This window comes from Flavobacterium sp. ALJ2 (assembly GCF_015594725.1).
Classification (GTDB): domain Bacteria; phylum Bacteroidota; class Bacteroidia; order Flavobacteriales; family Flavobacteriaceae; genus Flavobacterium.
Genome location: NZ_JADNRC010000001.1, coordinates 244694 through 259979, shown reverse-complemented (window position 1 = coordinate 259979; position 15286 = coordinate 244694). Strand labels below are relative to the sequence as shown.

General features: G+C 32.9%; 10 protein-coding genes. 5 read left to right on the top strand and 5 right to left on the bottom strand.

Translation table 11 applies throughout. From position 1 onward, the window contains the following. Nucleotides 1–108: 108 nt before the first annotated feature. On the bottom strand, nt 109–1431 hold the full coding sequence (locus IUY40_RS01210) for an aspartyl protease family protein (protein ID WP_195735063.1): 1323 nt from the start codon (nt 1429–1431) through the stop codon (nt 109–111). A gap of 121 nt (nt 1432–1552) precedes the next feature. On the opposite strand from IUY40_RS01210, the gene IUY40_RS01205 reads away from it, so the two are divergent. From IUY40_RS01205 to lgt, 5 genes are all read left to right on the top strand, one after another. Next, complete coding sequence (locus IUY40_RS01205; RefSeq protein ID WP_195735062.1) at nt 1553–2749, top strand: pyridoxal phosphate-dependent aminotransferase; 1197 nt, start codon at nt 1553–1555, stop codon at nt 2747–2749. 211 nt (nt 2750–2960) lie between these two features. Next, the gene (gene folE / locus IUY40_RS01200) at nt 2961–3632 is read left to right on the top strand and encodes a GTP cyclohydrolase I FolE (protein WP_195735061.1); all 672 of its coding nucleotides are present in this window, start codon (nt 2961–2963) and stop codon (nt 3630–3632) included. A 103-nt stretch (nt 3633–3735) separates the two neighbouring features. Beyond that, nucleotides 3736–5214, top strand: coding sequence for a cysteine--tRNA ligase (gene cysS, locus IUY40_RS01195; RefSeq protein ID WP_195735060.1), 1479 nt, complete (start codon nt 3736–3738; stop codon nt 5212–5214). An 88-nt stretch (nt 5215–5302) separates the two neighbouring features. Next, entirely contained in the window at nt 5303–5551 is a 249-nt protein-coding gene (gene yidD, locus IUY40_RS01190; protein WP_195735059.1) for a membrane protein insertion efficiency factor YidD, read from the top strand. 63 nt (nt 5552–5614) lie between these two features. After that, complete coding sequence (gene lgt, locus IUY40_RS01185; RefSeq protein WP_195735058.1) at nt 5615–6541, top strand: prolipoprotein diacylglyceryl transferase; 927 nt, start codon at nt 5615–5617, stop codon at nt 6539–6541. Between the two features lie 572 nt (nt 6542–7113). On the opposite strand, the gene secDF is transcribed toward lgt, so the two are convergent. The 4 genes from secDF to asnB all read right to left on the bottom strand — a co-directional run bounded on the left by secDF (nt 7114) and on the right by asnB (nt 15185). Then, the gene (secDF, locus tag IUY40_RS01180; protein ID WP_195735057.1) at nt 7114–10086 is read right to left on the bottom strand and encodes a protein translocase subunit SecDF; all 2973 of its coding nucleotides are present in this window, start codon (nt 10084–10086) and stop codon (nt 7114–7116) included. 224 nt (nt 10087–10310) lie between these two features. Next, a complete protein-coding gene (gene mdh, locus IUY40_RS01175; RefSeq protein ID WP_195735056.1) occupies nt 10311–11246 on the bottom strand; it encodes a malate dehydrogenase in 936 nt (311 codons plus the stop codon). A 123-nt stretch (nt 11247–11369) separates the two neighbouring features. Beyond that, a complete protein-coding gene (gene gyrB / locus IUY40_RS01170; RefSeq protein ID WP_195735055.1) occupies nt 11370–13310 on the bottom strand; it encodes a DNA topoisomerase (ATP-hydrolyzing) subunit B in 1941 nt (646 codons plus the stop codon). Nucleotides 13311–13568: 258 nt separating this feature from the next. Continuing rightward, a complete protein-coding gene (gene asnB / locus IUY40_RS01165; protein ID WP_195735054.1) occupies nt 13569–15185 on the bottom strand; it encodes an asparagine synthase B in 1617 nt (538 codons plus the stop codon). Nucleotides 15186–15286: the final 101 nt, after the last annotated feature.

Here is a 15286-nt window from a genome sequence, read left to right as displayed (position 1 = left end):
ACACCAAAAACGCAGCTTTTTAATAATTAACAGACAAAACGAAAACAAAACAAAGTATTATATTTCAGCAATTTAAAACATTTACATTAACAAAATCATTAGACAATCTTACAACTCATCCGTTAATCGAAACCTGAATTTTAGAATTTGACTATCTCTTTCAACTTCCAAACTTATCCATATATCATCTTCAGATTTTAGTAATGTACTTATTTGCTGTAGTGAATATCTGTACGCCTTATTTTTATTAATACTAATAATCACATCCCCGATTCTTAACCCTGAACGTTCTGCTGCAGATTTTTTTCGAATATTAGCAATTTCGAAAACTGGTTTTAACTGAAATTTATATCTAAAATCATTACTGATTTTTGTTCCATTCTTATCAAAAGTCTCACCTCCCATAGGAACAGTTTCCAGATGTACCGTTTCTTGTACCCATTGCAATCCGTTGTGCTGGATAATAATTCCACTTTTATTATATGTAAAAGGATGTGAGAACTCTCTATTTTTCTTGAGGTACATTTTTTGATTTTCGTAGTCAAAAACTACTGTAAATCGCCTTAATATCTCTCCTCCTACAGAGCCTATTCTATCAGGAACCATTTTTACATTCCGAATGGAAGTTGAATCTGGAAAGGCAACAATAGGGTTTGTAAAATCGAAATCACCAATAGAAAATTCAGGAATCCTGGCTCTTCTTCCTTCAATATCACCACTGAATCCTTTTCCTAAATAATCTTCAAAATTTTTCTTTGGTAATTTAATTTTTAGATTTTGAAAAATCCAAAAAGAGTCACTATTCCCGGTATCAATCAGCAACTTTGCAGGGATCCTCAAACTATCAATAACCACATTTGAATAAAGATAAGGCTTTGCTCTCTCGATTGTGATTGAAATATTTTTGAATTTTTTCTCTAATTTTTTTCTATACTTAGCAGTATCTCGATAGACCGTTACTTTTTTATTTTGATAATTTATCTCAACCAGATTATTTTGAAAAAAACGATAGCCAATGATTCCATTTACAGGAATACCTATATGTGATGATAAATTAAACTCCTGATCTAATATAATATACAATAAATTATTGATAGATTTTAAACCATTTATTTCTAATGTATTATTAGTAGACTTTAAACCCTCAATAGATTCTTCAATCCCTAAGCCTCTTAGTTTTATTTTTTCAATATTAAAAAAACGTACCTCTTTTTTATCTTCTAGACTAAAAAGCACGGTATCATCAACTCCCGAGTCTAATAAAAAATTCAACTCCACACCATTGACATTTATAGGTATAAAAATCAAATTATTTATTAACTTAAAAGGAATAGTAACTCTATCTGTATGACCATCAATAACAAATCCCTGCTGCGAAAATGCAGTAAAGCTGATTATTTGCAAGAAAAACAAAGTAAATTTTCTTTTCATTAAGAGTATTTCTTATAAAAATACTAAAATTTTAGTTAATTAATACAAATTCACAACTACATATATTGTTTACGTTAAATTCGAAAAAAAAATGCAAATTTGCACTTCAATAATTTAGATCATGCCAAAAATTTCAAGCAAAGGCAAAAACATGCCCGAATCTCCGATACGAAAACTTGCCCCTTATGCTGATATAGCTAAGAAAAAAGGACATAAAGTGTATCACTTAAACATTGGTCAACCTGATATAAAAACACCCGAAGTCGCCATCGCGGCCATAAAAAATATTGATTTAAGTATTATTGAATATAGCCCATCAGCAGGCTATGAAAGTTATAGAAAAAAACTAGCTCAATTCTACCAACATCAAAACGTAAGCGTAAACAAGGAAGATATAATCATTACAACTGGAGGTTCTGAAGCTTTGCTTTTTGCATTAGCAACAATTACCGATCCTGGAGATGAAATTATTATTCCGGAACCTTTTTATGCTAATTATAATGCTTTCTCAACATCGACTGGCGCAACTGTAGTTCCTGTTATTTCAAGTATTGAAACAGCATTTGCTTTACCTAGCATTTCTTCTTTCGAAAAACTGATTACGCCAAAAACCAAAGCGATACTAATATGTAATCCTGGAAATCCAACTGGATACTTATACTCTGAGTCTGAAATTTTACAATTGGCAGATTTAGTTAAGAAATATGATTTATATTTAATTGCTGACGAAGTCTATCGTGAGTTTACTTATGATGGAGATATACATTATTCTGTAATGAACCTAAAAGATATCGAGCAAAACGTAATTATGGTTGATTCAGTTTCTAAACGTTACAGTATGTGTGGCGCTAGAATTGGATGCTTAGTTTCGAAAAATAAAGATGTCATCGCCACAGTAATGAAATTTGCTCAAGCGCGTTTAAGCCCTCCTACTATTGAACAAATTGCTTGTGAAGCTGCTATTGACACTCCACAAAATTATTTTGATGAAGTAATTTCTGAATACAGAGAACGAAGAGATACTTTAATCACTGAACTTAACAAAATAGAAGGAATTATAGTTACTAAACCTAAAGGAGCATTTTATTGTATCGTTCAATTACCTATTGATAATGCTGATGATTTTGCACAATGGCTATTAGAAAGTTATGATCATAACGGTAAGACCGTAATGATTGCTCCTGCAGCAGGATTTTATTCTACCCCAGGAATGGGATTAAACCAAGTGCGTATTGCATATGTCTTAAACAAAGAAGATTTAATTCAAGCTGTTTCTGTTTTAAAAGAGGCACTTTTAGTATATAAAACTAAAAATTAGGTCGTAATAAAAAAACAATTAGTTAATAAAATGCAAATGGCAACAACGATTAAAAGTTGTTGTCATTTCTGTTTTAGACACATACGGGTCACAGAATTAATTTATATCTAAAAACTAAACATTAAATAGTAGGAACGATAGAAACTGTTTCCCTTTTATTAATTATCTTTACGCACTCAAAAAGATATACCCATTATAATATTAATTTTTAATGATAAATAACGAAGATTTTTTAGACGAAATAGGTGACAATCATATCGGATCAAGTGCGCAAAACCCAATTAGAGAAGATGCTTTTGCAATTACTGACGATGAAAAAATTGAAAGAATAAAGAAAGATGTTGAAAACATTCTGATTACACTTGGAATGGACTTAACAGATGACAGTTTGAAAGGCACCCCAAACAGAGTAGCCAAAATGTTTGTTAAAGAAATTTTTGGAGGACTTAATCCTGTAAGAAAACCTAAAGCATCTACTTTTGATAATAATTATAAATATGGTGAAATGTTAGTTGAAAAAAACATTACGCTTTATTCTACCTGCGAACACCATTTATTACCAATTATAGGAAGAGCTCATGTTGCTTATGTCTCTAATGGTAGAGTAATTGGTCTATCAAAAATGAACCGAATTGTTGAGTACTACTCTAAAAGACCTCAGGTACAAGAGCGATTAACTATGCAAATCGTTCAGGAATTGCAAAGAGCCCTAGGCACTGAAGATGTAGCCTGCGTTATAGATGCAAAGCACCTTTGTGTAAACTCAAGAGGAATTAAGGATATTGAAAGCAGTACTGTAACATCTGAATTTGGCGGTAAATTTAAAGATCCCCAAACAAGAAGAGAGTTTTTGGATTACATTAAATTGGAAACACAGTTCTAAATTCAGATTAATCGTTTACTTGTTCAATCGTTTAATCGAAAACAGCTAAACAAATAAACGATTAAACAAATCAGAAATTAAACAGTAAAACATTAAAACAAACATGCCTCTATATACAAGTCAACATCTAAAAATATACAATTCGCTTTCGGGTGAAAAAGAGAATTTCAATCCTATTCATGAAGGAAATGTTGGAATGTATGTTTGTGGACCTACAGTTTACAGCAATGTACACCTAGGAAATGTAAGAACCTTTATGTCATTTGATGTGATTTTTAGGTATTTTTTGCATTTAGATTACAAAGTGCGCTATGTTCGAAATATTACTGATGTAGGACACATTGTTGATGACGTAGATGAAGGTGAGGATAAAATTGCCAAAAAAGCACGTTTAGAACAATTGGAACCAATGGAAATTGTACAGCGTTATACTGTAGATTTTCATGATATTCTTAAAGCTTTCAATTTTTTACCCCCTAGTATTGAACCTACAGCAACTGGTCATATTATTGAGCAAATTGAGATTATTAAAAAAATAATTGACACAGGAATTGGTTACGAAGCAAACGGATCAGTATATTTTGATGTTGTAAAATATAACGAAACGAACAATTACGGTATCTTAAGTGGAAGAAATATCGAAGATATGCTAGCTAATACACGTGATCTTGACGGCCAATCAGACAAAAGAAATCCGCAGGATTTTGCTCTTTGGAAAAAAGCTGAACCACAACATATAATGAGATGGCCTTCACCTTGGAGCGATGGTTTCCCTGGCTGGCATCTTGAATGTACTGCAATGAGTACTAAATATCTGGGCAATCATTTTGATATTCACGGAGGCGGAATGGATTTAAAATTCCCTCATCATGAATGTGAAATTGCACAAAATGAAGCTTGTACAGGTCAGAGCCCAGTAAATTACTGGATGCATACCAATATGCTTACTCTAAATGGAAAGAAAATGGCAAAATCTACTGGCAATAATATTCTGCCTGGTGAGATTTTGAGTGGAGAGAATACCATCCTTAGCAAACCATTCTCAGCTTCTGTAGCTCGCTTTTTTATGTTGCAAGCACATTACCGAAGCATTTTAGATTTTTCGGATGATGCTATTGTTGCTGCCGAAAAAGGATACAAACGATTAGTGGAAGCACTAGATTCATTAGATTCGATTACTCCAAGTGCTACTTCATCAATTAACATTACTAGCTGGAAACAATTATGCTACGATGCTATGAATGATGATTTTAATACTCCTATTTTAATTGCACAATTATTCGAAGCTGTTCGTTATGTTAATTTATTAAAAGAGAAAAAGGAAACTATTACCTCCGAAGATTTAAACAACCTAACAACTTCATTAAAAGCATTTGTGTTTGATGTCTTGGGATTAAAAGATGAAAAAGTTTCAGATACTAATAATGATAAATTAGAAGGTGTTGTAACCATGCTAATAGGAATGAGAAATCAAGCAAGAGCTGATAAAAATTTTGCACTTTCTGATCAAATTAGAGATCAATTGATTGCATTAGGCATTCAATTAAAAGATGGTAAGGACGGAACTTCATTTAGTGTTTAGTGAACAGTTTTTTAACTCAGCTTACAAACATTAAAATAACAATTTTAAAAAAAGACTATTTTAATATTATTACTGATTACTAACAAATATGTTATCAAAAATATTAATATATCCATTTGTTTTACTTGTACGGTTCTATCAAAATGCGATTTCCCCCTTTACACCTGCTGCTTGCCGTTTTGAACCAACGTGCTCAAGTTATATGATCGAGGCATTACAAACTCACGGTTTATTTTATGGCAGTTATTTAGGGATAAAACGAATACTCAGTTGCCATCCATGGGGAAGAAGTGGTTATGATCCTGTTCCTGAGAAGAAATGTAACCACAAACATTAACTTTTTATAAAGTATAACTTTATTTTAAATTTTTATTTTTACAACATAAAAATATAATACTACATGATACACGCTTTAAACATTGTTTGGAATCCTTCGGAAGGAATAGATTTAGGTTTTTTTATGATTCGATACTACAGCCTAATGTTTGTAATCGCCTTTGGACTAGGATGGTACATAATGAAACAAATTTTCGAACGTGAAAATGAACCTATCGATAAATTAGACTCCCTTTTTATCTGGACGGTTTTAGCTACTCTAGTTGGAGCTCGCTTAGGTCACGTATTATTTTATGATTGGGAATATTACAGAAATCATATTTTAGAAATCTTCTTGCCATTTCGTTTCAGTCCAAATTTTGAATTTACAGGTTACCAAGGTTTAGCTAGTCATGGTGCTGCAATAGCAATTATAATTGCAATGTATTATTACAGCAAAAAAATATTAAAACGTCCTTTATTATGGATATTAGACAGAGTTGTAATTCCTGTTGCCAGCGGGGCAATATTTGTACGTTTAGGTAATTTCTTTAATTCAGAAATCACAGGAAACCAAACAGATTCTGTTTTTGGAATTCGTTTCTTACATGAATACTTCAGTAAAAATGATGTGGTAAACAAAACCCAAATTGCCAATCCAAAAGACGCATATACTGCTATTGCAACAGATCCTAAATTTGCTGATTTATTAGCACAGGTTCCCGTAAAACATCCAGCGCAACTATATGAAGGCTTTTGCTACATTTTTGTATTTGCAATCCTTTACTATTTATACTGGAAAACAAATGCAAGTCAAAAACCTGGATTTTTATTCGGTTTATTTTTAGTTCTTTTATTTGTCGTTCGTTTCATAGTTGAATTTGTAAAAGAAAGCCAAGGCGGTATTGAAAGTGAATTAGGGCTGTTTTCAACAGGACAGTGGCTAAGTATACCGTTCATCTTAGTTGGAGCTTACTTTATGATTAGAGCCAATAAAAAAGCATCTTTATAAGCTAAATAAGCACATGCAAAAAAAGACCCGATCTCTTCATTAGAGTATCGGGTCTTTTTTTGTTTCTGTATTTGCTAGCCTCTTTTTAAGCATTTAATCTTTCATCTTATACTTCAAAGATTTGAGCTTTTTTAGTCTTTATCCTCCATAATCTTATCACATAATCTCACACCTATCATCAAATAAAAGGACTTTATTTCAACTAAATAATACGATAAAACTGCATAGAGAAGATTACAATAATGATTCTGTTAAGTTAATTATTTTACTTTTTGTTATACCAACAATCTTGTAACATTAAAAAACTGCCTTTCATGTGCAAGTAGGCATTACAAGACGAACCAATGAAGTAATTACATCAAGAACTTCTTAGAACTTATGAAACTATATACATTACTCAGAATGGCTAGACTAAAGTTGCCTCACAAATTAGTTAGTACCAAGCTTCATTTTACATTTTGCCCTATTAAGCACTCACGTAGTTATTTTAAATCACTCTACACTTCAAAACTTTTCATTCAAAAAAAAAGGATCCAATTTTCATTGGACCCTTTCATTAAATAATACGAATATTATTCAGCATTTTTATGTCTTTCTTCTATAGCAATCTTATCAGCAGAAGAGATAGAATCTACTAACACTGGAGTTGCAATAAATAATGAAGAATATGTTCCTACAATAATACCTACCAACATGGCAAAGATAAATCCTCTAATAGACTCTCCTCCAAAAATAAACATGATTAATAATACCACGATCATCGTTAATGAAGTATTAATTGTTCTCGACATCGTTGTATTAATAGAGTCATTTACAATCTGCTCAAAAGAACCTTTTGTTTTTCCTGCTAAAAATTCACGAACTCTGTCAAATACAATAACTGTATCATTCATTGAGTAACCAATAACAGTAAGGATTGCTGCAATAAAGTGCTGATCTACCTCCATACCAAACGGCATGAATTTATAACATAATGAATAAATTCCTAATACGAATATAACATCATGAGCAATAGCTGCGATTGCACCTAAGCTAAATTGCCATTTTCTAAAACTAATCATTAAATACAAGAATACAATTGCCATTGCTCCAAGTACAGCCCAATAAGCATTTGTTTTAATATCTTCTGCAACTGCCGGTCCAACTTTTGAAGCTTGAACTATACCTAGTTTTTTACCTTCATAGGCATTAACAAATTTATCATAAGTTAAACCATCAGAATAATATTTTTTCAAATTATCAAACAACAATTTATTTACTTCTTCATCTGCTTTAACACCATGGTCTGCAACTTTATATTTAGTTGTAATTTTTAATTGGTTATCCTTACCAAAAACTTTTGCTTCTGCACTACCAAAAACTACAGCTAATTCATCCTTAACAGCCTCTGCCTGAACAGGTTTTTCAAAACGAATTTGGAATGTTCTTCCTCCAACAAAATCTACACCTTGATCAAGTCCGTTAACACACAGTGACGCGACACTTACAACAACAACAACACTAGAGAATAAATATGTCCATTTTTTAACTCCTAAGAAATCAAAATGGAAGTTATTAAACATATTTTTAGAGAAATTAGTTACGAATGTTAAATCATTCTTTCTACCAATGTTTCTGTCAATAAATATTCTAGCTATAAAAATAGAAGTAAATAAAGAGGTAATAATACCGATTAACAAAGTAGTAGCAAAGCCTTTAATTGGCCCTGAACCAAATATAAATAATACAGCTCCAGTTAAAATATGCGTTACGTTTGCATCTGTAATAGATGACATCGCACCTCTCCAGCTATATGAAGTTTTAATTGCTTCATCAAGTGTTTTACCTGATCGCAATTCTTCTTTTGCTCTTTCGTATATAATAATATTCGCATCTACAGCAGTTCCCATCGTCAATACGATACCTGCAATACCTGGCAAAGTAAGAACCGCTCCTAAACTTGCTAAAATACCAAATAAGAAAAGTAAGTTAACCGCTAATGCTAAATTTGCATACCAACCTGCTTTACCATAATAAATCATCATCCAAAGAGATACTAAAAGTAAACCTACAATAGCTGAAGTTGTTCCGTTATCAATAGCTTCTTGTCCTAAAGATGGCCCTACTACCTCTGACTGAACAATATCTGCAGCAGCAGGTAATTTACCAGCTCTTAATACGTTTGCTAAATCTTTAGTTTCTGTAACATCAAATACACCTGAGATCTCTGATCTTCCTCCTGAGATTGGACCACTAGAAACTCCTGGAGCAGAATATACAATATCATCAAGAACAATAGCTATATTACTTTTTTGAGTATATGCTCTTCCTGTTAATTCTTCCCAAGCTTTTGCACCATGACTGTTCATTTGCATAGATACAGCTGGCTTACCCATCTGATCAAAAGTATCTTTAGCATCAGTTACAACACCACCACTCATTGCAGCAACATTATCTCTATTTCCTTTTAAAGCATATAATTCAATCGCTTCAATTTCTTTTCCTTTTGCATCTTTAATATCTGTTGGTTTACCCCAAACAAATTTTGCATAATGTTGATCTGGAGCTAATAATACTCTGATATCTGATCTTTTTAAATAACTGTTTACTATAGCAGTATCTTTTGGTGAAAAAAGACCTAAAATTGGCCCACCACCTTGACCTATAATTTTATCAAATAAAGGATTATTTCCTTTTTTTGCAGCAAGTGAATCTTTACCACCTGTAAGTAAGTCATTTAATGAATCTTTTACTACAGCTTTAGTTTCAACTTTATTAATTTCGGTTTTCTTCAAGGCTTCGTTAGCAGCCATTAAGAAATTCCCCATTTCTTCAATTTTGTACGTCTCCCAAAACTCTAATTGAGCAGTACTTTGTAATAACTTCTTGATTCTATCAACATCTTTCGCACCTGGAAGTTCAACAAGAATTCTTCCTGTTTCTCCAATTTTTTGAATATTTGGTTGTGTTACACCAAATTTATCGATACGTTTCCTTAGTACTCCAAAAGCACTATCTACAGACTCATCAACTTTTCTTTTGATTACTTTTTTTACCTGAGCATCGCTCATTTGGAAATCAATTCCACCTTCTCCTTGCAAACTTCTGTTAGCAAAGATATCTGGAGAAGCTAATTTTACTGTTCCATTTGAATTTGCTTCAAATGCTTCAAAAAAGGCATCTAAGTACGTTTGATTTCCTTTTTGATTTGCAGTTGCGTCAGCTAATGACTTATTAAAAACTGGATTTTTAGAATTATTAGCCAATCCTTTCAAAACGTCTTTTACAGAAATTTGAAGAATAACATTAATTCCTCCTTCTAAGTCAAGACCTTTATTGATTTGCTTATCTTTTACTTCGTTAAAAGTAAAACTAGTAAATCCTAGATTGAAAACTTTTTCTTTACCAATAGAATCCAAATATTTTAATTCTTTATCAGGATTGTTTCCTGCAAAAGATTTCGCATCACTTTTTACCTTATCAGCGACAAAAGTGAAGGAAAGTTGGTAAATACTTACCAATGCAAATAGAATTGCGAAAAATTTAATAAGTCCTTTATTCTGCATTATTACTAAAAATTAATTATGTTTTATAGTTTGTTTTGTTTTAAATCATACAAAATCAAGCATTTAAGCAAGTTTTTATATTTAAATAATGAAATTATGCATTGCACCATTTTTTTTAAACCGAGCAAATATATAATTAACGAAAAGATTAACCAATTTATTTATTGATTAATCTCAAAAAAAAGACTGCAAAAGTGCAGTCTTCTCCTATTTACTCGTAAATCTTATACTAAAATCGTCTTTAAAGCGTCATTCATTCCTCTAACTGCATCCGCGCTTTTAGCAAATAATGCTTTTTCTTGGTCATTCAATTTGATGTCTAAGATTTCTTCAACACCATTTTTACCAATAATACATGGTACACCAATACAAATATCTTTTTGCCCGTATTCGCCTTCAACAAAAACAGAACACGCTATCATTTTCTTTTGATCATTTAAAATACTGTCAACTAAATACGCTACTGAAGCTCCTGGCGCATACCAAGCAGACGTCCCTAAAAGCCCAGTAAGTGTAGCACCTCCTACCATAGTATCAGCAGCTACTTTTTGTAAAACTTCTTCTGAGAGGAATTCTGTTACCGGAATACCATTATACGAAGCTAAACGTGTCAACGGAATCATAGTTGTATCACCATGACCTCCTATTACCATAGCCGAAATATCATTAGCAGGTTTATCTAACGCCAAAGATAAATAGGTTCTAAAACGAGAACTATCAAGTGCGCCTCCCATACCAATTATTCTATTTTTTGGCAATCCTGTTGATTTCAATGCTAAGTAGGTCATTGTATCCATAGGATTAGAAACAACTACAATTATTGTATTTGGCGAATGCTTCAACACATTTTCGGCAACCGTTTTCACAATTCCAGCATTGATTCCAATTAATTCTTCTCGAGTCATTCCTGGTTTTCTAGGAATTCCTGATGTAATTACCACTACATCACTACCAGCAGTTTTAGAATAATCATTCGTTACCCCAGTTACTTTGGTGTTAAAACCAGTATTTGTAGCACATTGCATAATATCTAAAGCCTTACCTTCAGCAAAACCTTCTTTAATATCCAATAATACTACTTCGCTTGCAATTCCTCTATAAGAAATAACGTCTGCACAAGTGGCCCCAACGTTTCCTGCTCCTACAATGGTAACTTTCATATTTTAAATTTTATTCGGTTATTAGTTATTTTTTGTAAATCGATTTTTTGTTTTTTTATTAATTTGCTTAGTAATCAATAAAAAGCAAAAGACATTTAAACAAATATAAATAATTAAACTTTTTTAAGCATCAATTTTAGCATAAACCGCATTCTTCTCGATAAATTCTCTACGAGGTGGAACTTCATCCCCCATTAACATAGAAAAAACTCTATCTGCTTCTGCTAAACTATCAATATTTATCTGACGTAAGGTTCTGAAATTTGGATCCATAGTAGTCTCCCATAATTGCTCCGCATTCATCTCTCCAAGACCTTTGTAACGCTGAATTGATGCGCTCCCCCCCATTCTTTCATTAGCCTGATCACGTTGAACATCATTCCAAGCATATTCTTTTTTATTTCCTTTTTTAACCTGATATAAAGGCGGTGCAGCAATATATACGTGCCCTTCTTCTATTAGTTCTTTCATAAAACGGAAAAAGAATGTTAATATCAAAGTAGAAATGTGACTACCATCGACATCGGCATCACACATAATAATTACTTTATGGTAACGTAGCTTTTCTAAATTTAATGCTTTACTATCTTCAGCAGTACCAACCGTTACTCCTAAAGCTGTAAAAATATTACGAATCTCTTCGTTTTCAAACACTTTATGATGCATTGCTTTTTCAACATTCAAAATCTTACCACGTAATGGTAAAATCGCTTGAAATGCACGGTCACGACCTTGCTTCGCAGTTCCACCTGCCGAATCTCCCTCGACAAGATATACCTCACAACGTGCTGGATCTTGCTCAGAACAATCTGAAAGCTTTCCTGGCAATCCGCCTCCACCCATAACAGTTTTACGCTGTACCATTTCACGCGCTTTCTTAGCAGCATGACGTGCTTGAGCAGCAAGAATAACTTTTTGAACAATTATTCTAGCATCATTTGGATTTTCTTCCAAATAATTTTCAATCATTTCACTAACAGCTTGACTTACTGGCGAAACAACTTCTCTATTTCCTAGTTTAGTTTTTGTTTGCCCTTCAAATTGTGGTTCTGCTACTTTTACCGAAATAATTGCTGTAAGTCCTTCACGGAAGTCGTCTCCTGAAATATCAAATTTTAATTTATCCAACATTCCTGAAGCATCCGCATATTTCTTTAACGATCTGGTTAATCCAGTTCTAAAACCTTGCAAGTGCGTACCTCCTTCGTGCGTATTGATATTATTCACATAAGAAAAAATATTCTCTGTATAGCTTGTGTTGTAAATCAAGGCTACTTCTACAGGGATTTCTCCTTTTTCGTTATCCATAGAAATCACGTGCGAAATAATAGGCTCACGATTTCCATCTAGATAACGGATATATTCTTTTAGTCCTTCTTCTGAATGAAATACTTCGCTTTTAAATTCTCCTTTCTCATTAACCTCTCTTTTATCTGTAAATGTGATTGTTATTCCTCTATTCAAATAGGATAACTCACGCATACGTGCCGACAAAGTATCATAAGAAAACTCTATTGTTTGAGTAAAAATAGTACTATCTGGGTAAAATGTCTGGCGTGTACCTCTTTTATCCGTTTCACCAATTTGCTTAACAGGATGTATTGCCTTACCTCTTTCGTATTCTTGTTCGTAAATTTTACCATCTTTAAAAACTGTTGACCTCATGTGAATTGATAGCGCATTTACTACCGAAACCCCCACTCCGTGCAAACCTCCGGAAACTTTATACGAATCTTTATCAAATTTACCTCCAGCACCGATTTTTGTCATTACAACCTCTAATGCCGAAACTCCTTCTTTTTTATGTAAATCTACCGGGATACCACGACCATTATCTTCTACACTTACCGATCCATCTTCGTTTATTGCTACACTAATAGTATCACAATATCCTCCCATGGCCTCATCGATTGAGTTATCCACAACTTCATAAACCAAATGATGCAGTCCTCGAAGCCCCACATCCCCAATATACATCGATGGACGCATTCTTACGTGCTCCATTCCCTCTAATGCCTGAATACTATCTGCTGAATAATTGTTCTTCTTGATTTCTTCGCTCATATAATTTATTCTAAAAAATGTAATATTTGTCTAACACGCAAATATATAAAATCATAAATTATATATCCGTTAAAATACCATCTAAAGCACTTAAGTTATCAACATATTATTAAAAAATCTTGTTTTTTGTAGCATAAAAAACAAAATCTATAACTATTATAAATAATAAAATTCCAAAACAAACATTTAAAAATGCCGTTTTGAAATTTCACTAATTGACTTACTTATTATTTCTAACTCAAAATGTGTCTCGTTATATTAAGCCACAACTCCTGATTTAGCAATTTCTATATCTGCTTTTACGTGAGCTGCATTTGCTCTACCACTTGGGTCTTGGTTTTCTTGCCATTTTGGAATCCATTTCCTAACAGTTTGCGCTGCACTGACCTGTGGATAATATTTATGAAATACCGATCTGTAAAAATAAGCTTCTTTTGTAGTTGGCGAATTATAAGGGAACTCTGCCACTGCTCCAGCTAATTGTTCTTCTGTAACTTTAGAAGAACAATATTCAATTAATTCATCGATCCAATTGTACCCTACCCCATCTGAGAACTGCTCTTTTTGCCTCCACAATACTTCTGCTGGCAAATAAGGATCTTCTGGTGTATCAAAAGCTTTTCTTAATATGTATTTTTCTTTTCCTTCGTACGTTTTAGGCTGTTTTTCTTCTGGCTTAACACGAACTGCCACATCTAAGAAAGCTTTGTCTAAAAACGGAACTCTTGCTTCTAATCCATGAGCCATTGTTGACTTATCTGCTCTTAATAAATCGGCAGTGAATAATTTCTGAACTCTTTCAATCGTTTCTTTTTGAAATTCCTCAGCTGAAGGAGCATTTCTAAAATACAAATATCCTCCGAAAATCTCATCTGCTCCTTCTCCCGAAAGCACTACTTTTATTCCCATATCTGTAATTGCTTTAGACAAGAAATACATTGGCGTACTTGCACGAATTGATGTTACATCATAAGTTTCTAGATGCCAAATCAATTTATCAAGAATCTCAATCCCCTGCTCTATCGTAAAATGTACTTCATGATGTTCTGTTCCTAAAAATGCTGCTACTTTTTTAGCCGCCTTTGCATCTGGTGCATTTTCATCTAATCCAATAGAAAAGGAATGTAACTTTTCTCCTCTTTCAGCCAATAATCTTGATGCTATTGCTGATGTTAAAGATGAATCTAATCCTCCCGAAAGCAATACCCCAATTGGCACATCACTCATTAAACGTTTGCGAGTTGCTTCTGTCAAAGTCTCTCTGATTAAATCTAAATCTAAATTCTGATCTGCTTTTAAGTAGTCTTCATATTCTGGTTGATAATATTTTACAAAACCAGTTTTGGGTGTATAATAGTGCCCTGGAGGAAATGTAGAAAACGATTTACACTGATCTGCAATAGGTTTCATTTCTGACGAAAAATAGATTCTTCCTCTTTCATCCAAGCCATAATACAAAGGCTTCACTCCTAAGGGATCTCTTCCTGCAATAAAATCATCTCCATCGATCACTACAAAAGCCCAATCTCCATCGAGCATATTACAGAAATCATAACCAAACTCTTCGTATAAATGAACAATTACCTCTGAATCTGATTTTGTTCTAAAAGTATGTGCTTTCAAAACACCATTTCGCAATTCCTGATGATTGTATATTTCACCATTATGAATCATCCAAGCAGAAGATGTTCCTTGAATAGGTTGTTTTCCTGAATGCAAATCTATAATCGACAGACGTTCATGACTCATGATATGCCCTTTTTCCATTATATGCAAATCACTTTCATCTGGACCGCGATGTGACATTCTTTCTGAAAGTTCTTTTACAAGTTGCGGGTCTTTTCCTTTTCCAATAATGGCTAATATTCCACACATAACTATATATTTTTAATACTTTTAAAATTTTGCGATAACAAATATGGTTAAAATTTTCTTTCAACCCACTGAATCAATAGTTTTTATATTCACAAAAAAAA

Coding starts and splice junctions, on each gene's coding strand:
- asnB (WP_195735054.1), bottom strand. CDS start 15,185: ATGTGTGGAATATTAGCCATTATTGGAAAAGGAAAAGACCCGCAACTT.
- folE (WP_195735061.1), top strand. CDS start 2,961: ATGATAAATAACGAAGATTTTTTAGACGAAATAGGTGACAATCATATC.
- lgt (WP_195735058.1), top strand. CDS start 5,615: ATGATACACGCTTTAAACATTGTTTGGAATCCTTCGGAAGGAATAGAT.
- gyrB (WP_195735055.1), bottom strand. CDS start 13,310: ATGAGCGAAGAAATCAAGAAGAACAATTATTCAGCAGATAGTATTCAG.
- yidD (WP_195735059.1), top strand. CDS start 5,303: ATGTTATCAAAAATATTAATATATCCATTTGTTTTACTTGTACGGTTC.
- IUY40_RS01210 (WP_195735063.1), bottom strand. CDS start 1,431: ATGAAAAGAAAATTTACTTTGTTTTTCTTGCAAATAATCAGCTTTACT.
- secDF (WP_195735057.1), bottom strand. CDS start 10,086: ATGCAGAATAAAGGACTTATTAAATTTTTCGCAATTCTATTTGCATTG.
- mdh (WP_195735056.1), bottom strand. CDS start 11,246: ATGAAAGTTACCATTGTAGGAGCAGGAAACGTTGGGGCCACTTGTGCA.
- IUY40_RS01205 (WP_195735062.1), top strand. CDS start 1,553: ATGCCAAAAATTTCAAGCAAAGGCAAAAACATGCCCGAATCTCCGATA.
- cysS (WP_195735060.1), top strand. CDS start 3,736: ATGCCTCTATATACAAGTCAACATCTAAAAATATACAATTCGCTTTCG.